25 protein-coding genes are annotated in these 23,931 nt (G+C 39.9%); all 25 read right to left on the bottom strand.

Annotated elements, in window-relative coordinates; translation table 11 throughout:
* Positions 1-452 precede the first annotated feature (452 nt).
* The 25 genes from E7303_RS15730 to E7303_RS15855 all read right to left on the bottom strand — a co-directional run bounded on the left by E7303_RS15730 (position 453) and on the right by E7303_RS15855 (position 23,658).
* Complete coding sequence (locus tag E7303_RS15730; protein ID WP_022775734.1) at positions 453-620, bottom strand: hypothetical protein; 168 nt, start codon at positions 618-620, stop codon at positions 453-455.
* An 81-nt stretch (positions 621-701) separates the two neighbouring features.
* Positions 702-1,367, bottom strand: coding sequence for a C39 family peptidase (locus tag E7303_RS15735; protein ID WP_292146370.1), 666 nt, complete (start codon positions 1,365-1,367; stop codon positions 702-704).
* Positions 1,368-1,450: 83 nt separating this feature from the next.
* Positions 1,451-2,761, bottom strand: coding sequence for an ABC transporter substrate-binding protein (locus E7303_RS15740; RefSeq protein WP_292146371.1), 1,311 nt, complete (start codon positions 2,759-2,761; stop codon positions 1,451-1,453).
* A gap of 17 nt (positions 2,762-2,778) precedes the next feature.
* The gene (locus tag E7303_RS15745) at positions 2,779-4,404 is read right to left on the bottom strand and encodes a histidine kinase N-terminal 7TM domain-containing protein (RefSeq protein WP_292146372.1); all 1,626 of its coding nucleotides are present in this window, start codon (positions 4,402-4,404) and stop codon (positions 2,779-2,781) included.
* 135 nt (positions 4,405-4,539) lie between these two features.
* Positions 4,540-7,119 carry an ABC transporter permease gene (locus E7303_RS15750; protein WP_292146373.1) on the bottom strand — a complete coding sequence of 860 codons (2,580 nt, stop codon included), beginning with the start codon at positions 7,117-7,119 and terminating at the stop codon, positions 4,540-4,542.
* The gene (locus E7303_RS15755; protein ID WP_292146374.1) at positions 7,116-7,811 is read right to left on the bottom strand and encodes an ABC transporter ATP-binding protein; all 696 of its coding nucleotides are present in this window, start codon (positions 7,809-7,811) and stop codon (positions 7,116-7,118) included. The genes E7303_RS15750 and E7303_RS15755 overlap by 4 nt, the downstream gene beginning before the upstream one ends.
* A 124-nt stretch (positions 7,812-7,935) precedes the next feature.
* Positions 7,936-8,934, bottom strand: a complete 999-nt coding sequence (locus E7303_RS15760) for a sensor histidine kinase (protein ID WP_292146375.1) — start codon at positions 8,932-8,934, stop codon at positions 7,936-7,938.
* A gap of 48 nt (positions 8,935-8,982) precedes the next feature.
* Positions 8,983-9,693 (bottom strand): response regulator transcription factor, encoded by a 711-nt coding sequence (locus tag E7303_RS15765; RefSeq protein WP_292146376.1) that lies wholly within the window; start codon positions 9,691-9,693, stop codon positions 8,983-8,985.
* 33 nt (positions 9,694-9,726) lie between these two features.
* Positions 9,727-10,377, bottom strand: a complete 651-nt coding sequence (locus E7303_RS15770; RefSeq protein WP_292146377.1) for a DUF6796 family protein — start codon at positions 10,375-10,377, stop codon at positions 9,727-9,729.
* A 22-nt stretch (positions 10,378-10,399) separates the two neighbouring features.
* Positions 10,400-11,812 carry an MATE family efflux transporter gene (locus tag E7303_RS15775; RefSeq protein WP_292146378.1) on the bottom strand — a complete coding sequence of 471 codons (1,413 nt, stop codon included), beginning with the start codon at positions 11,810-11,812 and terminating at the stop codon, positions 10,400-10,402.
* A gap of 193 nt (positions 11,813-12,005) precedes the next feature.
* Complete coding sequence (locus E7303_RS15780; RefSeq protein ID WP_292146379.1) at positions 12,006-13,283, bottom strand: MFS transporter; 1,278 nt, start codon at positions 13,281-13,283, stop codon at positions 12,006-12,008.
* Between the two features lie 97 nt (positions 13,284-13,380).
* Positions 13,381-14,205, bottom strand: coding sequence for a CPBP family intramembrane glutamic endopeptidase (locus tag E7303_RS15785; protein ID WP_292146380.1), 825 nt, complete (start codon positions 14,203-14,205; stop codon positions 13,381-13,383).
* Positions 14,206-14,246: 41 nt separating this feature from the next.
* Positions 14,247-14,879, bottom strand: coding sequence for a class I SAM-dependent methyltransferase (locus E7303_RS15790; protein WP_330601707.1), 633 nt, complete (start codon positions 14,877-14,879; stop codon positions 14,247-14,249).
* A gap of 37 nt (positions 14,880-14,916) precedes the next feature.
* Positions 14,917-15,453 (bottom strand): GNAT family N-acetyltransferase, encoded by a 537-nt coding sequence (locus E7303_RS15795; RefSeq protein WP_330601708.1) that lies wholly within the window; start codon positions 15,451-15,453, stop codon positions 14,917-14,919.
* Positions 15,446-16,069 carry a GNAT family N-acetyltransferase gene (locus E7303_RS15800; RefSeq protein ID WP_292146381.1) on the bottom strand — a complete coding sequence of 208 codons (624 nt, stop codon included), beginning with the start codon at positions 16,067-16,069 and terminating at the stop codon, positions 15,446-15,448. Before E7303_RS15800 ends, E7303_RS15795 begins: the two co-directional genes overlap by 8 nt.
* Before the next feature lie 34 nt (positions 16,070-16,103).
* Positions 16,104-16,850, bottom strand: coding sequence for an EFR1 family ferrodoxin (locus tag E7303_RS15805; RefSeq protein WP_292146382.1), 747 nt, complete (start codon positions 16,848-16,850; stop codon positions 16,104-16,106).
* 92 nt (positions 16,851-16,942) lie between these two features.
* On the bottom strand, positions 16,943-17,398 hold the full coding sequence (locus E7303_RS15810; RefSeq protein ID WP_292146384.1) for a MarR family winged helix-turn-helix transcriptional regulator: 456 nt from the start codon (positions 17,396-17,398) through the stop codon (positions 16,943-16,945).
* A gap of 3 nt (positions 17,399-17,401) precedes the next feature.
* Positions 17,402-18,748 carry an MATE family efflux transporter gene (locus tag E7303_RS15815; RefSeq protein WP_292146385.1) on the bottom strand — a complete coding sequence of 449 codons (1,347 nt, stop codon included), beginning with the start codon at positions 18,746-18,748 and terminating at the stop codon, positions 17,402-17,404.
* A gap of 174 nt (positions 18,749-18,922) precedes the next feature.
* The gene (locus tag E7303_RS15820) at positions 18,923-19,339 is read right to left on the bottom strand and encodes a YjdF family protein (RefSeq protein ID WP_292146388.1); all 417 of its coding nucleotides are present in this window, start codon (positions 19,337-19,339) and stop codon (positions 18,923-18,925) included.
* Between the two features lie 107 nt (positions 19,340-19,446).
* A complete protein-coding gene (locus E7303_RS15825) occupies positions 19,447-20,061 on the bottom strand; it encodes an alpha/beta hydrolase (protein WP_074890615.1) in 615 nt (204 codons plus the stop codon).
* Positions 20,062-20,077: 16 nt separating this feature from the next.
* A complete protein-coding gene (locus E7303_RS15830) occupies positions 20,078-20,728 on the bottom strand; it encodes an RpiB/LacA/LacB family sugar-phosphate isomerase (RefSeq protein ID WP_292146389.1) in 651 nt (216 codons plus the stop codon).
* A 24-nt stretch (positions 20,729-20,752) separates the two neighbouring features.
* Positions 20,753-20,959, bottom strand: coding sequence for a hypothetical protein (locus E7303_RS15835; protein WP_292146390.1), 207 nt, complete (start codon positions 20,957-20,959; stop codon positions 20,753-20,755).
* A gap of 214 nt (positions 20,960-21,173) precedes the next feature.
* The gene (locus E7303_RS15840; protein ID WP_026658842.1) at positions 21,174-21,917 is read right to left on the bottom strand and encodes an N-acetyltransferase; all 744 of its coding nucleotides are present in this window, start codon (positions 21,915-21,917) and stop codon (positions 21,174-21,176) included.
* A gap of 269 nt (positions 21,918-22,186) precedes the next feature.
* Complete coding sequence (locus E7303_RS15850; protein WP_330601709.1) at positions 22,187-22,942, bottom strand: ABC transporter permease; 756 nt, start codon at positions 22,940-22,942, stop codon at positions 22,187-22,189.
* Positions 22,936-23,658, bottom strand: a complete 723-nt coding sequence (locus tag E7303_RS15855) for an ATP-binding cassette domain-containing protein (protein ID WP_292146391.1) — start codon at positions 23,656-23,658, stop codon at positions 22,936-22,938. The genes E7303_RS15850 and E7303_RS15855 overlap by 7 nt, the downstream gene beginning before the upstream one ends.
* Between the last annotated feature and the right edge of the window lie 273 nt (positions 23,659-23,931).

The following is a 23,931-nucleotide window of genomic DNA, read 5'->3' on the forward strand; positions in this document are numbered from 1 at the left end:
TTTGATCAGGCTAGAACTAAGCTTGGCTTTTGTTCTGTCCGTTATTTACTAAATCTTTGTTCTGAATAAATTCTCTTTTGAGCATTGGTCTTGCGAATTACTTCGCAATGCTCATTGCTTTTTGGAATTTTTCAGGGTTGCATTACTGTTTATTTGTCAAGGTACAGGAGCTTGAAATCCGCTCCAATGCTGCATTTGCAGTGCCTTGTGTTTCGTGGCTGCATCAGCAACGAATACAAATATATCACCCGGGTACTTAAGTGTCAACACCTTTTTTTAAATTTTTTTTGCCTTTTTTAGGCTTTGTCATTTTTACGTTCCACTTTAAAGAATATATGGATTATATATTGTTTAAATCTTACCAGGGCAAAAAAGAAACCAGCTAGTAAATAACTGGTTTCCAGCTATGCTTTGCCACTTAAATTTTCAACCAGCTTTACTACTGAAAATATTTATGCTTTAAAAACAGATTTTTTTATATTTTCCGGCTCACAGGTATTGCAATGTGCCTTTTCAAAGAAGAAAAGTGAATGATTTATACTTGAAAGTGCATCCAATTTCCCCTCGTTTATCATCATTTTTGTTTTCAAAATTTTCATTCCCATTTCCATAGCTGTCATTTTCTGTTCCCCTCTCTAAATATATTTTCATCATACTTACAATTATTAATACGATGATACGGAACAGGCGGCAAAAAAATTTCAATTATTTTTCCGAACAGTGAAAATGGTATTCTTATCAAACAGATCAATAGCAAAGGCCATCTTAAAATAGAACGGCATATTATCATAAGCTTCAAAGCTGGTACGCTCCAAAAACTCTTCAACAGATATTTCTTCTATATATCCATAGGGATTAGCAACTGTTATATTATCATTCTGAATGTCCATGCCAATAAGAAGCGAATAGTGAAGAGTCCAATCATCTCCGTATATAGCTGCCCACTCAAATGGTACCGGTATCCCCTCAGACAAAGTCTCATACGCAGCTTCGATCAATTCAGTATTAGTCAGATATCTGTGGATAGTAGTTGTATACCCTGGAAATCTTTTATTCATCTCTTCTGCAAATTTAGGTCCGGTCGAAGTCACGACCTTCCCATATTCATTAAAAAGAGTCTCTTCAGTTATATCTCCTCCATCCCATTTAGAAAACATCTCTATACATGCGTATCCGCACGATATCTTTTGAGTTATAACATCAACGCCTTCAATATAAACCGGTATATTGTACTTTGTATTCATATATATAGAAGAATAATCTTCATTAATATTGTTTGTCCTTATCCCCAGCCTTATAATTGCTCCTGCCAAAAAAACTACTACAACTATCAGTATTGCCGCTAAACATTGAACTACTTTTTTCATATACATATTATCCCCAACTTTTTTCTATATTATATGAAGAAAGAAAACAGCACACAACCTAAATTGTGTGCTGTAAGCCATATTTATCGTATTGTTTCCTTAGATACTCTCTCAATCTGACTGGCGGCTTCCTCCGGCGTAATTTTACCTATCGCAAGTTCTTTTAGTTCATTACAAACAGCAAGACTTAAGTCCTCATACTTGATTCCTCTTGGTCCCGCTACATTGTTTTTGCCGTTTTCTATTATCACATTAAGATTTTTCTGACCATCCTCACTAAGTCCCTGAACGTTTAGCTCCATATCAGCCCTTGATGGCATATACTCAAGATATTGATTGACCAAAAGATCCTGACCTTCGTTTACCAGATAGTCCATAAATCGGAAAGCCGCTTCTTTTTGCGTTGATTCAGGATTCATGCAAAGGACCACATCAGGATTTGCAGTTACAGGGGCTATTTTCCCATCGCCATTCCAGTCAATAAGAAAAACATCATGGTCTGCGCCCTCTCTGTCAACAACACCTCTGGTTCTCTCATCGCTTAATGTGTACATGTTCATAGCCCATGAACCATTGGTAATCATAGGTATCTTGCCATCCCGCTGGAACATGTCATTTATAGTATCATAAATGGGCATCTTCACTGCTTTATCCTGAAATACTCCGCTAACAAAGCAATCCTGCCATATTCTGAAGGATTCTATTATAGGCGCTGACTCGAAGCTCGCCTTTCCTTCTATCGCATCGTATAAGGCATCCTTGTCGCAATCTGCTGCAATTGACATCCACATATCAAGATTCATCCATGAATCCTTGGCTCCAATTGCCAAAGGCATCTGATCATTCTCACGAAGTGTCTGACAGGTTTTCTTCATATCCTGATAATCAGTTGGAACTTCGCACCCATAGTGTTTTAGCATATCTACGTCTGCCCACATATACCCTGCGTAGGTTTGCCCCAGGGGAAGTCCATAAATCCTACCATCAGCGCCACTTACGCTATCCAGACATGAATCAAGAAATTTCTCCTTCCAATCCTCTCCCCATTCTCTTTCACAAAAGGGAGTCAGGTCTTCTTCAAAAATCCGAAATGTATCAAAAGCTGAACCGGTACTTATTCCATATATGTCAGGTCCATCACCATCTATCAGCTCTACCCTCATATGCTCCTGATATGCGACTGATTTGGTAAAGACATATTCTACATGTATATCCGGATTCTCTTTTTCAAAAGAATCAATAATCTGATAAATTGGGCTATCTGGCCCGTAGTCAGCAGGGTTCCAGGTCTGAAAGGTTATGGTTGTTTTACCTTCCTGAACTTTGGCTCCACAACCGCTAAGTAGTCCCAGACAAAAGGCTAAGAATAAAAAATACAAAACACTTCTTTTCATAAAAGCTTACCCTCATACTATCCTATTAACATTTGTACTTTAAATGTATTGTCCCCTGTAATATATCTGATCTCACTGCCGGTCTTTTTCACAAAGTCAAGAACGCTTCTGGTTCCAATTCCATGTCCTTCTTTTGAAGTTACAGGATGCCCATCTTCATCAAGCTTTACCTGCCCCTGGCAGGAATTTGATATCTCTAAAAGAAGCTGCTGCTTAAATTTACTGGTAACTTCAATGAATCGTTCATTCTTAGGAACCTTTTCACAAGCGTGGATCGCATTTTCTAGCAAATTGCTTATAGCAATAGCCAGTTGCATCTCATCAACACCAACATTATGGGGAATGTTGGCCGATACCTTTATTCTTATATTATTCCTCTCAGCTATGGCCACATAGTGCATAAGCGCAGCATTGACAGTTGTATTCTCACAAAAGGTCCTGTTTCCTCGCGGCTCCTGTGACATTCGTTCCTCAAGGCATTTTTTGGCTTCATCCAATTTTCCATTCTGTATCAGCGATAAGATGAGTGCTTCGAAGTGTCTCCTGTCATGGCGCATTGCCCTGTCCTGACTAAGAATCTCTTCTGTGGCATTCAAACGCTCTTTCATACTGTTTGCGGCCATTTCCAAAATAGCCGCATCTGATTTTAGTTGGTACTCCCTCTGTTTAAGTACAGTTGAGTCAACCAACGCATAGAGCTTTCCTATAACTTCCCCATCTGCCGAAAGCTCTTTTTCCTCTGGTGTGTAATACTTATCGCCAATCTCAATGGTATCGCCTCTTATGATAGCCTCTCTTAAGGTATTAACGACACTCATTGGATCTTTAGTGATCTCAGGATACAGCTCTTTTGCATGCTCATTGTAGTACTGAAGCTTGTCGTCAACATCAAGAGCAATAACTCCCTCTGATAACCTGTCCACAATATAATCTCTGGCCATATCAATAACCCCAAGAAGGTTATATCTGAATATGGCAATGAACATGGAAATAGTGATCGCAACATTTCCAAAAACAGTTAAGTCAAAGTAATATGTAATAAAGAAAACATGTGCAATCTGGAACAAATAGAGAATTGACGCAATGAGAAATCCACCGATAATGATAAAGACACGCCTTTTGGCGATTTTACCCTTGTGATATTTTATGGATCTGAACAGCATTGCTAAAACGATCACAATGGCAACAGCCTGATACTGCATAAACGCCTTATGTACAATACCGGCTCTCTTCAAAAGAACCGGAAACATACCGGTCTTGTCGTACCAGATTTTGGAATAGTATAGATTATGGTTCTGAAATGTAAAAATGATGGCATAAACAAACACATCAATTAGAAGTAATGCTCTTACAAGGAGCTTCGGAATCGAAATGTGACACAGCTCAGCAGAAATCATAATAATGGAAAATAAAATAAACGCTCTACCTGCATACGAGAACTTTAGAGCAGCAATATAGCCATCTTCAGTTTTTGAAAGAAGTTCCAGAAGATATCCGGTATTGTTGACCAGCATTGTGATGCAGTTGAGAAAAAGATATGCATGAAGCTTGTTCTTGAGGTTTCTAAATACAACAACCCCCTCAAAAAGCATAGCAAATATGCTAAGTATTATTGCGCCTAAAAGAAATTCCCTCATAGTCATTTCTGTTTATCCTTCATTCCATACACATGCATGCAGTTCATTACCCTCCATTCCATAATACTCTATCATTCGAGAAAAAACAGACCCAATCATACACTGATTTGGGTCCGTTTTACACTGTTTTATTTAGTTTTGTTATACCGCGTCTTCCTTAAGGGCTTCAATGATGTTGTCATCCTTGATCTTGCTTATGCTAAGCGCCATGCTGATTCCAAGAATTCCGAACACTGCTATCACTGTCACACCGTACATGAGCAAGTCAGGATCGAAGGCAAGCAGCTTCATATCGAAGGTCGAGTACATGATGTAGCTGAGCAAAAGAGATATTGAAAAGCCCCAAATAAGCGCCTTTATGCCATAAAGAAGCGTTTCAAGCCTTATCATCTTTTTAAACCCTGTATTGTCAAGGCCCACAGATTTATACATGGCGAACTCTTTTCTCCTAAGGAGCACTCCCGTTGAGATCGTGTTAACGATATTGGCAATGGCTATAAGAGTAAGAAGAATAGTGAACCCATACATGGCTGTCTTAAGCATCAGCGTGATAGTATCCATAGCCTTTATTGTAGAGTAAATGTTAGAACCGTAATAATTGTGGTATCCGCCCTCTTCCAAAATTGAATATATCCTTTCAAGGACTTCTTCTGGACGTGAGGTTTCAACTCCCATATCCAGAACGAGCATATCTTCGGGAAGAACTTTTTTTGCTTTTTCAAAATACATGGAGGCAGGCACATAGACAGCAATATTGGTCTTAGGTGTCATGTTATAAATCTTGTTATTTCCGTCATATTTTACCAGTGCTGCAATCTCTATAGCTGGTGGATTTCCCTGCACCTTATCATAGTGAAGAACCTGTCCCAGGATCTTATCATTGAATACCTCGCTGGGCTTATTTTCACGGAAATAGTCATTGAGCAGAACACCTTTTAAGGTATCGCCATAGTATTCGTCCCTTTCAAGCCCATTATCTGTAAGGATCTTATCAAAATCCTCATCATCAGCTATGACCACATCCATGCCATCTAATTTCAGATCAGCAAATCCACGCGAAAGGAACTTTTTATCAGCGATATCTGTGTTTGCCAGCTCGTAACGTGACTCAGGGGACTTTCTGAACAAAAACTGTATCATACCGGCGCTGTAAACATCATTAACGCCTTCTATCTGCTCTATTTCGCTCCTAAGTTTGTCACTTTCCGAAAGCAGGCAGGATGCTACAACCTGATATGGAAAATCAACCTCATACTGATTGGCTCTTGCAATTGAATTACAGAAAAAGTTGATCGTAAGGAACAAGATCACCGAAACCGCGATAGTAGCGGTAATAACCTTTCCCTTTACACCATTTCTTTTTATATTCTTGTAAGCAAGCTCCCCTTCATATCCAAAGATCTTGCGGATTAGAGGATTCACACGAAGCCCCTTTGCTTTTACTTTTACCACGTTGCTCTGCCTGAGCGCATCAATAGGCATAACCTTGGCTGCCCTGATGGCTGGAACAAAGGTTGAAATAAGTATTGTAAGCGCTGCAAAAAACACTATCGCTGCAATTACAGGAGGCTCGCATACTACAGGTATACTGCCCCTCATCCCCTCTGCGCCTACAAAAATGTCAGCTTCAAGGATCCTCCTTCCAAGAAATGCCAGGGTGATCCTGGTTCCAATGTAGCCACACAATAATCCCAAAGGAATACCGATGATTCCAAGAATGAGTCCTTCAAAATAAATTGAGGATCTCTTTTGTCTTGCTGTGGCTCCGACGCTGGCAAGCATTCCCAGATAGCGCATTCTCTCTGTAAGAGACATACCTATGGAATTGAAGATCAAAATGACAGATGTAACGATCACGATCGCAAGTGCAACTGCCATCATTACGAAAAATGACCTGTAAGAGCCTCCGCTTCCCTCAAAAGCAAAGCAGCTAAGCAGATACTCTGTATTAAGATCGTACTTTTGGATCTCATGATCTGCGATGATGTGCTTGATCTGCTTAAGCGCTGTATGGTCACAGTTTTTAAGCAAAATTACCACCTGGGCCTTTTCAGAGTCAGGAAAATAGCCTTCATCCAGGCATCTTATAATATCCCAGCTTCCGGTAGGTTTGTTGCCGTGAAGAATTGCTGTAACTGTGCAGGTCTCAGTGGACAGCGCCTTGAACTGTTCATCTGACCTGTAGTTTCCTCCCAGGTATACTAATTCACCCTGCTCATCGTACATATATCTGTAGCCCTGCTCAAAGGTAAGGGTATCTCCGACTTTAAGATCCTCCAGGCCATTATCAATAAGGAACTGCTCTTCAACTGCTACCTCGGAGGAATTCTTTGGAAGGACTCCATCATAGTCTGATATTACCCTCATTGACATATATACAGGATCTGCCTGCTCAATATTTCCAATGCTAAAGCGCTCTTCTTTGCCGCCATTAAGTCTTACACCGGTTTTCTGCTCTGTTGTATCGCACAGGCCAACGCTTTCAATCCTGTCATCCTCTGACAGTGATACGTACTGCTTATACGTGATCTCACTGAACTGAGCATGTACGTTTCCGTCAGACTGTATTGACAGATAACCAAAAAACTTAAAGAAAGAAAATACACCCAAAATAATGGCGCTTATAAGTGCCGTCGATGCCACAATTCCAAGTATTGTTACCACCGATCTTTTCTTGTTTCCAAGAAGGTGTCTAAGTGTCAGGGTTGATACAATGTTCATGATGCTATCACCCCTTCTTTCCCCGAATCTCTTGTTATCTGGCCATCCTCGATGGTAATAATTCTGTCAGCAGAAAGAGCTATCTTTTCATCATGGGTGATTATGATGACCGTCTGGTTGTTTTCCTTATTGAACTTGCGTAGAAGCGATATGATCTCCTTACTGTTCTCAGAATCCAGGTTACCTGTGGGCTCGTCTGCAAGAAGCAGAGCTGGATGATTCATAAGCGCCCTACCTATTGATACCCTCTGCTGCTGACCTCCAGAGAGCTGATTTGGAAGATGTGATAATCTCTCTTTTAATCCAAGCTTTTCCACAAGGTCATTAAGGAGCTTTTTATCAGGCTTTTTCCCATCCAGTAGGATTGGAAGTGTCATATTCTCTTCCACGTTCAGGATTGGAATAAGGTTGTAAAACTGATAAATAAGACCGATGTTTCTTCTTCTAAAGATCGCAAGCTTGGTCTCATCAAGTTTTCCGATGTCCGTTCCTGCGATGTTACAGCTTCCCGATGTAGGGACGTCAACCCCGCCAAGAATATGGAGCAGTGTAGACTTACCGGAACCGGAAGGTCCAACTATTGCCACAAACTCTCCCTGTTCTATATCAAAAGAAACATCTTTAAGAGCATCAACTCTTGTCTCTCCTGTCCCATATACTTTACAAAGGTTTCTGATTTCCAAAATGTTCATTTTTGTTTTGTCTCCCTTCTTAAACATATTTTCATTGTCTAAGAAAAGTTTAGTTTTCCATGCTTACAATCCCGTGACTTTTCCATTACAATTTTGTAATATTGTCGGTCTTTTGAAACTTGTCTCAAATGATCGTCTTATAAAAGCGCACAAAGAACTTTGTCCCCACACCTTCAGTGCTTTTCACAATGATGTCGCCATGCTGGCCGGTAATAATGGTCTTTGATAGAGCAAGCCCTATACCCACGCTATCCTTCCCGGCATTTTTACCCTTATAGAACCTTTCAAAAATATGCGGAAGATCTTCCTGCGCTATTCCACAGCCGGTATCTTCAATCACGATTTCCTTGTAGATGTTGGTGTCCGAGGTACTTATAGAAAGCTCATCTCCACTCTCCATATGTTCAATGCAGTTTTTCACAATATTTTGGAGTGCCTCTATAGTCCAGTTCCTGTCACAGCTAAAAGAAATATCAGAAATATGTTTTGTGCATTTTATATTTTTCAGTTCCATCTGGATTTCAAAGGCTCTTATAACTTCCTTAACCAGTTGCTCTGCCTGTATTTCTTCAGGCTTCATGGTTATGGTCCCTGCATCTATCCTGGATAATTTCAGGAGCGTCTGGATCAGCCAGTTCATCCTGTCCAGCTGATTTGACTGTGTCTTAAGAAACTCCATTCGTTTCCCTTCATCATCCTCTGTCTTTAGAAGATCATTCATTACCATCATGGATGTCAGAGGCGTTTTAAGCTGATGACTGATATCTGCTATGGCATTTGCCAGTGCCTGCTTGTCTTTTGATAAAAGATCTTTTTGATAGTTAAGGGTAGATGTCGCCTTATAGATGTTTGTCTTAAGAAGTGACAGTTCGCCCTCTTCCTGATCGAGAATTCCAGGGGCTTCATCTCCGGCAAGAACTCTTACAAGATAAGAATTCAGGGCATCAATATCAGCATATCTTCGCCTTGTAATCATCACAAACCCTGTTGTAATGCCTATTCCCAGGATCAATATCAAAACAGCTGCAGGTATGCCACAAATAGCATATCCACATACAGAAAGAGCAGCTGTAAAAACAGCTGCCGTAATAAACATAAACTTGAATTCCTTATTTCTGAACATTTTGCAATTCCCCAATCATGCTAATACTGTTCTCACAAAATCTGCATATCACTTTTCAAGTATATACCCAAGTCCTCTGACGGTTTTAATGATCTGAGGGTTAGCCGGGTCTTTTTCTATCTTATCCCTAAGTCTTTTAATGTAGACAGTAAGAGTATTATCGTTGACAAAATCACCGCTTACATCCCACATCTCTTCAAGGAGCTGACTTCTTGACATAACAACGCCCCTGTTATTATAAAATGCTAAAAGCAATCTGTACTCCAGGGCAGTCAGCTCAACCATTTCCTCTTTTTCAGTCGACTCATCCAATAAGCCAACTTTAGCTTCGCCAGTATGAATGCGGACGTTTTTTATTTCAAGGATCCCGCTTCTCTCCGCTCCAGAATTAGCCAACCCTTTGCCACTTCTTCTAAGAACAGTCTTGATCCTGGCCATAAGCTCATTGATCCTGAAGGGCTTGCACACGTAATCATCTGCACCCATCTCAAGGCCCATGACCACGTTGACTTCTGCATCACTTGCTGTCAGAAAGATTACCGGAACATCCTCTTTTTCCTTGATGTATTTACAGACATCATAGCCATTTCCGTCCGGAAGATTGATATCCAGGATGCATATATCAAATGTATTTATGCTAAAGGCGTCTTCTGCATCTGCCTTGGTCTTAACATGAACGACCTCATACCCCTCTTTTTCCAGAGAGTACTTAAGCCCCATTCCAATTGCGTCATCGTCTTCAAGTAAAAACAGCTTCATTTCATGTGCTCCTTGTTCATCTATATATAAAGATTATAAGCAGAGTAGTGCTAATAATCCATATGAAGCAAGTCCCAGACTTGCTGCGCAACAGCTTGGTGCATCAATAAAGATATCCAGTTTAGTCGCCCTGAACAAAAAACCAACGAGCTGGAATACTACTGGATTTAATATCACGCACCACAAAGGAGCATGGATAATACCTGCAATAATAAGCACTATGACAGCGATTGCCGGAATGATGACCAACATTGAATATAGCGCAAAAAACGGTACATAAATCTGCTTAAATACTGACTGGATCACATCTTCAGCAAGCTTTCCATCAGCTTTTGCTATGATCTTTCTGTATATTGTTGGCTGCTGGCACAGGAATGTATGGATCATAAATCCTCCCATAGCTCCGATCAGGAATATGACCGAAAGAACTGTGGCAATCATTGAATGCTCCTTGTAGAGAGTCATCATCAAAGCAATAAATCCGCAGGAGTACATAGGCACTGCAAACATCGCAAGGATGTCAGACCACACAAACCTCCAATGGGCCATATTTTTCCATTCGCTGTCAATGACGACCATCTTACCAAGTTTCTTATTTTTCGGTCCTTTTAAATCCAGTAATAGATCTGCGGTAGCACAAAGAAGACCGCCAATAATTCCAATTACTGCTAATAGAGTATTCATCTTTGTTTTCCTCCCGAAAACTTCACAAAGCCTCCTGGACACGTGGCTCTGACTGATGCTCACATGCAAGATTATTTAGCCAGCGCTCTTTTTTCAGCCAAAAATGGAATATAAGTGTCCTGACAATGTCCAGAAGTTTTACGCAAAGGTACATCTGTACTGGCCCGATGTCGGTATATCTAGCAAGCAGGAAAAGCATAGGAAGCATGACCACTATTGTTATTCCAGCATCTGCATATGCACCCATCTTCGTGTCGCCGCCGGATCTTGCGATTGCCTGCTGTGCATTTACAAGCACCCATACAGGCATAAAAAATGCCATAAGTATTACCATACTCCTTGAAATTGTAATGGCACTTGGGCTTAACTTTCCAAACACTACCGGAATGATAAGTGTTGTCGCAAATCCAACAAAGGTCATGGCAACACCAAAAACGATAGATCCTGACAGGAGCCACGTTTTTTCTCTGCGGGCTTTTTCAAGATTGCCTTCTCCAAGAGTTTTCCCAATTATTACGGTAGTTGCAGAGTAGATTCCACCAAATGCTACAAAAAACAGGTTAGCTATGGCAAAGCTCGATGCCATTCCTGAAACAACATCTGCTCCGCCCCTTCCGTTATAAATAGCTGTCGTTAAGGTTTCGGAAAGAACCCAGGTCATCTCACAGAAAAGCATCAGAGCACCTTTCTTTAATATTTCCCTGAACAACTTTCCATCTATTATGAATTCTCTGCTAAAGTGAACTGCAAAATCAGGCTTGCTCTTGAAATAGATAAATGCAAATATTACAAACTCTACTGTTCTAGCTATGACAGTAGCATAAGCGGCTCCTCGGACACCAAGTGCCGGCATTCCAAAATTCCCGTAAATAAGAAGATAGTTGAATACCGTATTTGTAAGAGTTGCTATTACTGTTACAACCAGTGGCGTTTTAACTCTTCCCATATCTCTAAGTGAACTGGCGATACTCATAGAAATAATCATGGGGATTCCCACAACAGACATGATTCGAATATATGGAACTGCCTCATCAAGAATAAGAGCTGCCTGTGTGTTTCCCATAACCATAAACGACAGGATTTCTCTTGGATATATTAAACATACCATGAGGTATGGGATGAGTGCCACAAATCCTGCAAGCAGTTTAAACATAAACGCCTGTTTCATTCCTCCACTGTCTTTTGCGCCAAAAAACTGCGTAAGGAATATCCCTCCAGTCATGCAGATTGTGTTAATTAAAACCATAAACACAAAAAGCACCTGACCGGCAATATTTACACCTGACATTGATATATCGCCCAGTCCTGATACCATAAAATTATCTATCAGCGACACCATGCTCTGTATAAGCTGCTGAAGCATTATAGGGACTGCTATCGCCAGCACATTTTTATAAAACTTTCCACTTCCGAAAATCGTATTCTTTTCTCTCATACATTTAAAAGTCAGTAGCTATCTTCTGCTGAAAACTCTCCTTCATTTTTTAAAAAACAGTCACAAAATCTTTATAACTCCTTTATGAGCATACCGATTTCAGTACAATCATATATTTATCATAAAACAAAAAACAGCCTCAAATTTACACTCATTTGAGGCTGTTTTACACTGATATTTAAAATCAAAAGTATCATTCAGAATATTTATATCTCTTCATAATCTGACCAGATATTATACAGATGGTCGTTCCTGTCACACCAAGAATAAACATCATCATTGCGGCACCTGAACCCTTACCGCTTCCGAAAAGAAAAGTCCAGAACGGATCATTACTTTTCAATGCCATAAACGGTTCGCAGATCTTGTCTACAAATAGTCCGCCAAGGAAAAGTCCGATCGGAATAGTAAAGAACTGCAGAGTATTTCTGCAAGCATATACTCTTCCCTGAAGCTCTATTGGAATAACATTGCGCATTATTACATTCTGGTTGGCTGCCATGAGTGGAACAAACACCCATCCTATTATCTGACCTATGCACCATAAAACAGAGCTTCTTGCAAAGGCCAGTAAAAAGTTCTCTATCCCCAGCGCAAAAAGCATCGTGAGATATATGACTTTTACCCTGTCCTTGGGCTTTGGCAGGATCATTGGAAGGAAACTTCCTGCTACCATGGCCAGTCCTGAGCATGCTGTTACGATCCCATAAACATTGTTACCTTTTTGAGGTATAACAAGGGCCGGAAGTACAGCATCAAAGGCTGAAGCTGTGAGGTTAACCCCCGCCATAAACAGTATTACAGTAAGTATAAGCGGAGTTTCTTTTAGGAACTTTAGCCCCTCTTTAGCCAGTTTGATCACGTTTTCGTCCTTACTTGTTCCGTCCTTGATCTCGGGCAATTTTATAAAGAACAATAATGCCACAAATGCTATGGCAAAAGACAGAAGATCTACCGCAATAACCGTATCCAACCCTGCCAGTCCATAGAGTGCTGCAGCTATGAGCGGATTACCAATCGAAATAAGTGACCGGGACAATTGCTGAAAACCGCTGGTCTTCTGATAATGCTCTTTTGGAACGATAAGTGAATATGCCACTTCTGAAGCAGGCTGCTGAACAGTGTTCATAAGACCTGAAAAGGCATTGATGGCATATAGATGCCACATGGTCAGCGTATCAGTTTTGTACAGTACAAATACAACAACCGTTGTAAGTGCTGCTAAAAGATCGCATATGAGCATGGTTTTCTTTTTGTCGAATTTATCTGTTATAGCTCCGGCAAAAATGCTCATAATGACATATGGTGCATAAGTGCATATCGTAAGCGCTGCTGTACTCAGCGCTGATCCAGTTTTTTCATACATCCACAGCGTAAGCGCAAATCCTGTTATTGCACTTCCAAGCTGTGATAAGCTCTGTGTGATCCAGATTATGTAAAAATCTCTTAATTCCTTTATTCTGTTTTTCATTATTATTTATCCTCCATACAAATATTTTTCATCTGCATGGAGCATATACACTGCAATTGATCATGTCCTTCCTCCTTCTTGTTATTTTAAACGGATATCATTCTTTTGACATCACATTCTTTTTCCAACATATCAGCGCAATTATAACCATGTATATAGCTGACAAAACCACATAAAACCAAATATCAACCTGCAAGAAACAATACAGGAAGTTAAAGCAAAAGTGTATCACTATGCCATAGATCAGGTTATCGTTCTTTTCCATGAAAAGATTCATGATAAAGCAAAGTCCCGTCATTACAATAACGTTGGACAGAACGTATGGTATCATCTGGATTCCCATATAATCTGAATCTACAAACCAGAGTATGGTATGCCAGAACGCCCATATAACTCCCTGTATCACTGATGCACTGAAAAAACTGTATTTTGCATTAAGGTATGGGCGAAGATAACCTCTCCAGCCTGACTCTTCCCCTGTTGGCCCCGTTGTGATCGAGAATAAAAATGACGCCCAGAACGGGTAGGATCCAAGATTCCAGTATTCACCAAATGCCTTCCCCTGAATCAAGGACAAACCAAATACTGTAATAATAGTAGCTCCAAGCGTAAGTATAGCTGAAGCTACCAGCGTTACTATGCTTATCTTTCCACCAAAAGCTTTTTTGTAAAAATCAGCAATACTACGACCAGGGCAAAAAAACTTAAAACCTATAAGCAACACAATAGTCGGTGCCCACGCACAAACATTAGACAAAATCCTCATCACAACCGGCGGGCCATGGAATACTATACTTGCTGTCCCGCATAGTCCCAGCACCATAAACCAAAATACAAAATAGCTTAAAACTACATACAATTTTACACGTTTTTCCATATGATTATACTGCATCCCATCATCTGATTTCTGTAACTTTTTCAAGAGAATAATCCAAGATAACCTTTTCTACCTAATTCACATAGTTATGATTTCTTGGTAATAACCGCTATTGCACAAGGCATACGCCCATCAATAACATGGTATTCAACATCGGAGTACCCCTTGTCTGCAAAAAACTTCTTGTATGAATCCAAATCGAACTGCCTCTTAAAATCCGCACCTAGCAACGTAATGAACTTTACAGCAGCCGTCCCAGTGCCTTTAGACATGTTTATATAAGTCGGGATAATGATCTTTCCACCGGGTTTAACTACTCTCCACAGCTCATGAAGTGCTTTTTCGGGTTCCGACAACAAGTGGATAACATTACCGGCAACAGCCTTATCAAAACAGCCCCCTTTGCACTTTATATTTGTTATGTCCGCTTTCTTGAATGTAGTATTGGAATAATTGCGGCATTTCTTTGCGGTTTTTTTAAGCATTCCTGTTGCAAAATCCGTTGCTACCAGCCTCTTACACTTCTGCGCAATAAATATGCTGATCGCTCCTGTTCCGCAAGCACATTCCAGGACCTCATCCGAAGGTTCAATAAGTTCAGCAACTTTCTTTCCTGTACCGGTATAAACTTTACTATTATAGATATTTTCAAATAAATCATATAAAGGAGAAACCATATCCCAAAACATAATCATCCATTGCCTTTCTCTTTTTTTCATCTTCTTTCACATACATTTCAACATCCATAAACCAAGATTAACGTTCTATAATCATCTCTTTACATCGCCATTCTTCATTATGAACTATATATGTTTCTGTTTCATCAAGGATTACTTCTTTAAACCCTGCTGCTTTATAGCAATAATATGCGGATTCATTGTTTTCAAACACCCCCAGAGATACTCTCCTGGCTCCATATACCTCAAAAGCATAATTAAGCGCTAGCCTTATCATTTCTTTTCCTTTCCCACATCCTCTTTGCCTCGGGTCAAGAATGACAAAACCAATACGTAGTTCATCTATCTTCCCTCCCGGATTTCTAAGAGTAAAAAAGCCTATCATCTTTTCTTCGTCAAACGCAGAAAAAGTCATTATTGAATCAACAAATCCAAATTCTTTCTTCGTGATTGGATAAGCTCCCATCACTCCGGCGCTCCACTTATAAAAAGCTCTCTCATCTTGACTCCATGAGATAATCGTATCTGCATACTCTTTTCGGTAAGGTTTTAATCTAAGCATGTCTACCTTTCTCCATATCAAATATTTTGACCTGTTTACACTTATGTTACTCAAAGATTTGTCCGGGAAGTTTTTGCTTCTCTTTTGGTGGAAAGTTCTTATCAAACTCCTCAACAGCTACATCTTCGACATAGTATCCCTTAGGGGTCTGATATACCCCTGTGACGCCATCAAGATATCCCGAAATCAGTTCTCTACATAGGAAAAATGAGGCATCTGCGCCCTCCGGAAGATCATGGTATCTGATTCCAAACTTGCTTGCATAATCAAATCCGCAGTGACTATAGAATCCGATATTTCCCTCAAAAAGAACTGCTCCAAATCCCATCTCTGCAGCCTTTTCCAGAGAATAATCCAGAATTGCCTTTCCATAGCCTTTTCTCTTAAGTTCAGGTGTAATTCCAATAGGACCCATGGTAAGCACATCAATAGTCCTTCCATCATCAGCCTCAATGACAGTTTTCATGAACATGTTCTGTCCGATCAGTTTCCCATCCTGCTCCATAACAAAGTCAAGTTCAGGGATAAATGCCGGATCATCTCTGAGCACATGAATTACATAGTGTTCACTGCACCCGGGACGATAAACGTTCCAAAATGACTCTCTTACTAAATTTTCAACTTCTCTATAATCTTTCTTTTCTTCTAATCTAATTGTGTAATTACTCATTTCTTTTTCTCCTTCATTTCAACAGCCAACCATATTAAGAAATTAAAAGTTCTCCTATTTCAATATGTGGGTTTCTATATCTTGCAGAACTCTTCTCTCTGCTATGGTGAATGGCATTATTAGGGCAGTTCTGAATACATGCCCCACAACTAATACAGTTCTTTAAAAAGAGCGGGTGACCATTTTCAATATGTATATTTCCCATTGGGCAAAGTCTTGAGCATATACCGCATCCCGTACAAGCTTCGTTTACAGTAACTTCTTCTGTAATACCAATTCCTGTAGGAAACTCATATTTTTTCTTGTGATCACGCGTAATTAGTTTGCTGAAAAGCGAATTTCTTTTAACGTACCTTTTCTTTTCAACTATATCACCCATTATCTGGTCAATTACACCCTGCTGCTTTTTATTATCGCCTTCCTGTTTTTCCATATCGGCAAAGGTAATGCAATTCTCCGCCATTTGAATTGAATTAACATAGTCAAATTTCCTTCCGTTTGCCAGAGTAATATTGTTTAACTCGTTGCAAACAGATCCGGCAAAACATCCGTAAGTTGCTATGGCGAAAAGATAGTTGCACTCCACCTTCAGTTTCTGCAAAAACTCCTCAATATATGGTGGTATACAAAGCCCGTAAACCGGAAATACTATACCCACAACATCATCTTTTATCTCATAGATTCCCTGTTTGATCAGCTTGGGAATAGATAAACACTCTCCTCCCAAGCACTTGGCTACATACAAGCAATTTCCAGTTGAGCTGAAATACAAAGTTTTCATTCAATATCCTCCAAATGTGTAAAACATAAACTGTATAGTAACTATACCCTTTGGAGAAAATAAAACATGAATTACACTAATTATTTTGCTTTTTACACTGATTTATCCAGATCATCAAGCGCCTTGTCAAAAGCTTCAAGGAACTGCCTCATGCTATCCAAAGTACTTTCAGGTATTTGGTCAAGCATAGCTTCATACATAGTTCCCATGTTTTCATGCATCTTGCGGTGATCATCCCTTGCCGCTTTACCTTTTTTAGTAAGATACAGGCAAATCGCAGCATCTGAATCGGGAGACACTCTCTTCTCCATAAGATCCCTGTCCACGAGCTTGTTGACCATCTGTGATACAGCGCCCTTAGTAATTCCGCGCACCTTGGCAAGCTGTGTGATGTTGATTCCCTCACTATCACCAACTATGGCTATTGTATGGATCTCAGGCTGAGTAAGGATTATATCCTTGCAGTAAACCTGAGGCTTTTTTTCATACTGAATGTATTTATGGATGATTCGCTCCATTAACCAGGCAAGTTCCTTGTAGTGTTTCATATCTTACGCTCCTAATTTGTGACAAATACGATACTCTGCTGAATATGTCTTTTGTATATAGGATACCATTACAAAAGCCACTATCACAGATAAAATATGGCTTATCAGAAACGCAAACCATACTCCGTTTAAGCCAAAGAGCTGTTTAAAAATATAGGCAGTTGGAATTCTAAACACAATGTAATAAAGAACCAAAAGAACCATCGCCATTCCCGGCTTACCAACTCCCGTAATATATCCCTGCATACAACTTGTGAGCATGTACAGAACATAGCCAATACTGATTATTGAAAAGAACCTTGATACTACCAATGCGACTTCAGCCCCCTGTCCAAAAACTGCTGTGAGCTGACCTGAAAAAAGGATCACTAGCACGCTTGTAATTGCAATAAGAGAGCCTCCTATGATCATGCTTGATTTCAGATAATCCATTGCCCTGTCATGCCTTTTTGCTCCAACACATTGTCCCACTATGGATGTCACTGCCATACACATTCCTGTAGTAGGCATAAACATTATAAGTTCAAGATTTCTTGCGACTCCAAAGCCTGCTATAGTGTTCATTCCAAATGAAGAGATGAAAGAAATCATAAAAGCAGAACTAAGCGGCGGCATGATTGACTGTACTGTAGTTGGCACAGATAAACGGACCATGGTTATGGCATCATTCATATTGATCTTTTTTAAATCCATAGAAAACATCTTTTTCTTTTTGTGATAAATAATGGCATAAACCAGACATAGAACTTCAGAAGCCACTGTAACAATTGCTGCACCGGCTAATCCATAAGCTTTTATTGCAAAAGGATCAGCAACTGCATTAAACACTGCTGTGAGCATCATACCTTTCATCTGAAACATTGGATCCCCAAATGCCCTAAAGATTGATGTAAACACCATGTAAATAAATAACGCTGCATTTCCCAACAAGTAAATTTTTAGATATGTTGCAGCATCAGAGAAAATAATTTCCGGTGTTCCCATAAGAGCCAGTATCGGATCAACAAGTACTTCGCCTAAGATGAAAAGTACAACTGAAAAAAAGGTGGACATTGCTATAACGGTCGCTACTGCCCCCGGAATATGTTTCCTGTCGTCTGCTCCTACAAGATTAGCTATCATAACTGAAATACCATTACCAACACCCATTGAAATGGAATTTAAAAATAAAACAATCGCCGTTCCAGCGGTTAGTGCCGACATCCCCAGCTCTCCAAGCAGGTTTCCAACCCACAGACCATCCACCATGTTATAGATCATTAGCATGATCATCCCAACCATAAGTGGCGCAAACATCTTGATAAGTGACTTATTTGTTTCTCCATTAATAAAATCAATTTTACTATTCATTTTTCCTCCTTTTTGTATAGCTGCTATACTGTTTAGTTACTATACACTTTTCAAAATAAAAAAGACTCCTCGCACTTATTTGGAGTCTTTTTACACGGATTTTGCTCTATTGATCCATTTACTTTGACGCAAACTTAGGATTTTTCACCTTCTTTGATTACGACAAAATTCCCGTCAACGCCCTTTATGTTTTTCTCTTTTCTTCATCTGTTTTAATTCAAACAAACGTTGATTCTCAGCTTCCTTTTGTTCGCGGCTTCTGCATTTCCGTTCCAGTTTATTCTGCTCCTGTTGTAATTTGAGAGCCTGCTGCGATTTTGTACCTATGCCAGTCTCTAGTGTCTGCTTTTTCGCATCACGCTGCGCTCTCTTGGGATTCTTCTTAGTTTCCTTTACGGTCGTTTCAATCTCCGGACTAAAATGCAGATGATAATAGTTCCGATTAATAAGTTCCAGCACCTCTATGTCCTTAGGTTCAGCACCAAAAGTCACTTTAGCTGCTGATAGTTTTTTATCTATAACCCTCTCGAATATGCCCACCCAGAATGGGTCTTCAAAATACACGATCAGCCTGCCATTTATTCTATCCATTGTTCAAAAGTCTCTTTATCTAATCTTGTTTTACACTTATTTTTCTGAACATACATGTTGAACCACTATCTCATTTTGAGATAGTGGTTTTCTTAATCTGAGCATTTTTACCCTCTGCGAGATTGCATCCAATCATTCAAAAAATGAATTTGCTCGTCCGTATGAAACCAATGCTCTCCGCCCTCCATAACAGTAAGCGTTGCATTAATCCTATTAGCAAATGTTGTTATAGTATCCAACTCCTGCAAATTATCAAGGCTACCATATAAAATGTCTGTCGACACATTCCATTTAACAGGATTCGATCTTGCATACTGCAAATATTCCCAAGACAAATCATCACCAAAATCTACAGGAATAATTTTCTTTTCCTGAAGTTCTGTTTCTGTTGTGCCAGCCCAGGCAATCATGTTTAAAATCAGTTTTTCCATATCAACTATTGGAGATACAAAATATGCATGACTAATGTATTCATCACAATTTGCAACCATGGAAAAGTATGCACCTATGCTATTGGCTATTAATGTAATATTCTCATAGCAATTTGCCAATTCCTCTATTTTCGCTTTAAATTCTTTCTTTGCATCCCATGGATTATCAGCCTTGTAGTCAAACCCATAAAACTCATGCCCTGAGAAAAACTTATGGTAGTTTTCAATTTCATTTGCATTTCCACCCTTGCCATGAACGTAAATCACAAGGGATTTCTTATTCTCATTCATTGTAGTCTCTCCTTAACTAATCAACATTCTTACACTTCCTGAAGGTTTTACGCATCTCATATAAAGCTTCCCCTAATTTCCCACGTTCTTTCACAAACTTGATCACATCATTCTTTTTATTTATTTTCTCGATTATTGACGTATCTAATAAGCCCAATAAATCTTCAAACTGAATCTGCGACTTTCTTCTTATTTCCTTGAGTTCCTCAGTGTCTTTCAGCTTCCTTTCCGCTTCGCTCTTTGGATATCCCTGCCCAAACGGTTCAGAAAAGAGCGCTTTTATTGTTTTATCAAAGTTTTCAACGCCTGCCCAGGTATAATCTTCGCCCAATGGAAGTGAAATAGCATTACCATTATTGATCTGTGCAAACAGATAAGCGTCCTTTGGAGTAGGAGCATATCCACAAATTACTCCAGGCATACTGTTACACGCCAGCATCATTCCCTGTCCGGATGAACAACCGGTAACAACAAAATCAACTGCTCCACTTGCAAGTAATATACCAACAAGAACCGAAACGTCTATATATGAATACTTTTCCTGTTCTTCTAAAGTACAGCCAAAGTTGATGACCTCTGCATCTTTAGGGGCATATTTTTTTACAGTATTAAAAATCAGCTCATTTTTTTCAGCCTGAGAGCTCGCTTGAATTATCCCTATTCTCATTGCGCCATCCTTAAATCATTCATGCTAATCAATTATTTTTTTGGGCCATTTACAGATTCCCACCTCAAGAGCTCTTTCTTCCTTCAGATGAAAATCTGCATATTTACAATACCAGCAGCCTTTCAAGCTTGGAATTGCATCCTCTCTTGGGGTGTATGCAGGGCAGATATCTTCTGGCCACACACTTCCGTCTCTCTTGGGAATATCGTAATTGTTTGATTTATTATCCATTTCTTATAACTCCTCATAATGAACTTCCGCTCTCGCATTCGCTCGCCGGAAGACGCGCGAACCAAGCTCAAAAGTACTTCGCTAGGTTCTTACAGCCTATAATCCAAATTTCTATACTAACTATACCATCAAATAAAAACAGACCTTCAGATACACTGATACAGGTCTGTTTTGCACTGGTTTTGGCCTGTTTTATTTCCCACAATCCATCCCCCTACTGTGCCAGTTTTAAGAACTTCTTGTCATTCATCTGTTCATTCGTAATATACTTCCCATCACAGAATAGCGAATAAGTTGTGATCGGCGTCGGTGCATTCTGAGCATCATTCCTACTCTCGATCTTCATAGCTCTGAATGGAATGCCATTGTTCTTGGCTGTCTCTTCCAGCACAGGTACATACTTCGCATTGAACGGACACTGGTTCGTATAGTAAAGAACATATCCTTCCTCATCTATGTGCGGATGCTTAGCACACTCTTTGAACATCGGCTTCTCGGCCCCTTTCTCAAAGGGCAGATACCATAACTGTATGCCGTTATCCGCTTCATCACACACTTCAAAGCCTTTATATTTCAGGAATTTCGGATCAGCCAGAAACGGCTTTTTCTTTGCTGCAGCAAGAATGCAAAGTCCTTTCTTTCCCTTCTCCTTGCTGTCTTTGATGCATTCGGAAAGCAGGTCACTTGAATATCCATGACCTTTGAAAGAACCGGAAACCCATAGGCAGTCTATATACATATACCCAGGTGCTTCGATTGGATTCCATGCATGCTCTGCCGGAATATATTCTATGAAGCATTTCCCGCGCTCCACACTTTTTAAGAATACAAGCCCCTCATCAAATCTGTCCGCAAGCCACGCCTTCTTTGAAGATACCTGTACATCTTTATTGTTGGATATGGCGCAGCAGATATGCTCCTCTTCCAGATTCTCTTTTGTAACCCTGATATACTCCATAGCCCTCTCCTCCTACTCTCTCCGTTCCGCTTCGAACAGCCTCCATCAACGGATACAGCATCATCATGGTTTTGGAACAGATTCCGTATCCACCTTTGTTTCCCATGTTTCTTTCCCTTCCTTTCATATTTTTTCGCCATATCACAGGCGATTTCATAAAGCTTTTCCCTGATAGACTCCGGTTCGATTACAGTCACTATAAAGGCTGTAATTATGATAATTGGCAGCTTATTCTTTTTAGTATTTGTTTTCGTCTCAATTTTTTCCCCTTATATCGTATCTCTCTTTGTGAATATGAACGTTCCCATGACAGAGTATAATATCAGCCCTATCACAATAACCACGATTATATTCACATAGGAAACAGATACTCCGCTAATTCCAAGGTCTTCAGTCTTAGTCACAATAAAGTTCCTTGAAAGACCATATTTATCCATAAAGCCCGCAAGGGCCGGGATCCTGGACACGAGCTTTGTTTCAAGAAAACTAATAAGCATTCCGTGAAGATTTGCTGAACCAAAGATAGTAATAATGGTTGGTATGATGGTATTTCTGGTAATTTCATAAAGAGCCATCATAGCGATGCCAAATACTGTATGAAGCATCACTTCGAATGTTATGAAGCTTATAAGTGAGCCAATACGGCCAAAGTAAATACCCGGTGCCCAAAAAAGACTTCCAAACCATGATGCAACAAGTTCCCCCAGAAACATAAAAAGGGAGTACAGAAACACCACCGGGATCTTAGCAAAAAAAATGTTCTTCTTCCCGCTGCGGGTCGTCAGAAGGTTTTTCAAAAATCCGCTCTTTCTCTCTTCTTCTGAAAAAACAATTGCGAATACACCTACCATGATCAGAACGTATCCGGAAGATGCAAAGCTTGCATAGAACTCTCCGAAGGTGGAAGCAGACTCGGTTTCCATTCCTGCCAGAAGTCCGGTCAAAATTACAGTGGTTAAAAGCATCACATAAAAAACTCTTGTTTTAAATAATCTGTATAGGTTCATTTTTATAAGATTTAGCATGCCTTCTGTCCTTTCCTGATAATACCCAAATAGAATTCTTCGAGAGAATCAGCCTCGCCAATATAGCTGTTCTTTAACTCCTCAGCAGTTACCTCTGTTAAAAGCTTTCCTTCTGAAATGATGCCAAATACCGTCGCAACCTTCTGAAGTTCTCCAAGTATATGGCTTGATATCATAATCGTCATGTTCTTTTCTTCATTAAGCCTCTTTATAAGCTCTCTCATCTCGATTATTCCCTGGGGGTCAAGTCCATTAATGGGTTCATCCAGTATGAGAAACTCAGGGCTTCCCAGTAGAGCCATGCCAATTCCAAGCCTCTGCTTCATGCCCAGGGAAAACTTTCCCGCCTTCTTTTTGGGTTCTCTTGACAATCCTACAAAATCAAGAATGTCCAGTATCTCTTTCTGGTCATGTAATCCCATTGAAATTGCTCTAAGTTTCATGTTGTCAAAAGCATTGAGATACCCGTATATTCCCGGACTCTCAATAAGACATCCGACCTTTGTAAGGTAATTATCGCCTGCAGCAACTTCAATCTCTCCACTGGTCGGAGTTGCGAATCCGACCAGCATCTTCATAAGTGTTGTTTTTCCTGCTCCGTTGGGACCAATGAGACCGTAAATCTCACCTCTGTCAATGTGAATATTCATATCCTTAACAGCCTCAAAGGAACCGTATTGTTTAGTCAGATTTTTTGTTTCCAGATAACTTCTCATTTTGTTCCTTCCTTTCTCTGCGAAAACAGTCATTTCTTCATATGCCTACTCTAACACGCAAAGAAAAACAGGCCTTAGCGTACACCGCATTAGGCCTGTTTTACACTGCATTCACTAATTCCGCGAGAATAGCATATCCGCTGTCTTTTCCAGTTCGCGTCTTTCCTGCGTATCATCGTATGATTTTTCCCTGTCATCAATCCCCTTGTTTTTGATAAAAACTGTAGTGGTATTTATTTCTGAAACCGAGTCTGGAATAAAAATCCATGTCTG

The organism is Butyrivibrio sp., from assembly GCF_015056685.1.
Lineage (GTDB): Bacteria > Bacillota > Clostridia > Lachnospirales > Lachnospiraceae > Butyrivibrio.

Bases quoted from the DNA above. Each gene is read 5' to 3' on its own strand.
- E7303_RS15820 (WP_292146388.1), bottom strand. From the start codon at position 19,339: ATGGATAGAATAAATGGCAGGCTGATCGTGTATTTTGAAGACCCATTC.
- E7303_RS15800 (WP_292146381.1), bottom strand. From the start codon at position 16,069: ATGAGTAATTACACAATTAGATTAGAAGAAAAGAAAGATTATAGAGAA.
- E7303_RS15745 (WP_292146372.1), bottom strand. From the start codon at position 4,404: ATGACTATGAGGGAATTTCTTTTAGGCGCAATAATACTTAGCATATTT.
- E7303_RS15780 (WP_292146379.1), bottom strand. From the start codon at position 13,283: ATGAAAAACAGAATAAAGGAATTAAGAGATTTTTACATAATCTGGATC.
- E7303_RS15740 (WP_292146371.1), bottom strand. From the start codon at position 2,761: ATGAAAAGAAGTGTTTTGTATTTTTTATTCTTAGCCTTTTGTCTGGGA.
- E7303_RS15830 (WP_292146389.1), bottom strand. From the start codon at position 20,728: ATGAGAATAGGGATAATTCAAGCGAGCTCTCAGGCTGAAAAAAATGAG.
- E7303_RS15730 (WP_022775734.1), bottom strand. From the start codon at position 620: ATGACAGCTATGGAAATGGGAATGAAAATTTTGAAAACAAAAATGATG.
- E7303_RS15810 (WP_292146384.1), bottom strand. From the start codon at position 17,398: ATGAAACACTACAAGGAACTTGCCTGGTTAATGGAGCGAATCATCCAT.
- E7303_RS15750 (WP_292146373.1), bottom strand. From the start codon at position 7,119: ATGAACATTGTATCAACCCTGACACTTAGACACCTTCTTGGAAACAAG.
- E7303_RS15755 (WP_292146374.1), bottom strand. From the start codon at position 7,811: ATGAACATTTTGGAAATCAGAAACCTTTGTAAAGTATATGGGACAGGA.
- E7303_RS15805 (WP_292146382.1), bottom strand. From the start codon at position 16,850: ATGAAAACTTTGTATTTCAGCTCAACTGGAAATTGCTTGTATGTAGCC.
- E7303_RS15815 (WP_292146385.1), bottom strand. From the start codon at position 18,748: ATGAATAGTAAAATTGATTTTATTAATGGAGAAACAAATAAGTCACTT.
- E7303_RS15775 (WP_292146378.1), bottom strand. From the start codon at position 11,812: ATGAGAGAAAAGAATACGATTTTCGGAAGTGGAAAGTTTTATAAAAAT.
- E7303_RS15770 (WP_292146377.1), bottom strand. From the start codon at position 10,377: ATGAATACTCTATTAGCAGTAATTGGAATTATTGGCGGTCTTCTTTGT.
- E7303_RS15855 (WP_292146391.1), bottom strand. From the start codon at position 23,658: ATGAGAAGTTATCTGGAAACAAAAAATCTGACTAAACAATACGGTTCC.
- E7303_RS15790 (WP_330601707.1), bottom strand. From the start codon at position 14,879: ATGAAAAAAAGAGAAAGGCAATGGATGATTATGTTTTGGGATATGGTT.
- E7303_RS15840 (WP_026658842.1), bottom strand. From the start codon at position 21,917: ATGGAGTATATCAGGGTTACAAAAGAGAATCTGGAAGAGGAGCATATC.
- E7303_RS15765 (WP_292146376.1), bottom strand. From the start codon at position 9,693: ATGAAGCTGTTTTTACTTGAAGACGATGACGCAATTGGAATGGGGCTT.
- E7303_RS15825 (WP_074890615.1), bottom strand. From the start codon at position 20,061: ATGAATGAGAATAAGAAATCCCTTGTGATTTACGTTCATGGCAAGGGT.
- E7303_RS15735 (WP_292146370.1), bottom strand. From the start codon at position 1,367: ATGAAAAAAGTAGTTCAATGTTTAGCGGCAATACTGATAGTTGTAGTA.
- E7303_RS15850 (WP_330601709.1), bottom strand. From the start codon at position 22,942: ATGCTAAATCTTATAAAAATGAACCTATACAGATTATTTAAAACAAGA.
- E7303_RS15835 (WP_292146390.1), bottom strand. From the start codon at position 20,959: ATGGATAATAAATCAAACAATTACGATATTCCCAAGAGAGACGGAAGT.
- E7303_RS15760 (WP_292146375.1), bottom strand. From the start codon at position 8,934: ATGTTCAGAAATAAGGAATTCAAGTTTATGTTTATTACGGCAGCTGTT.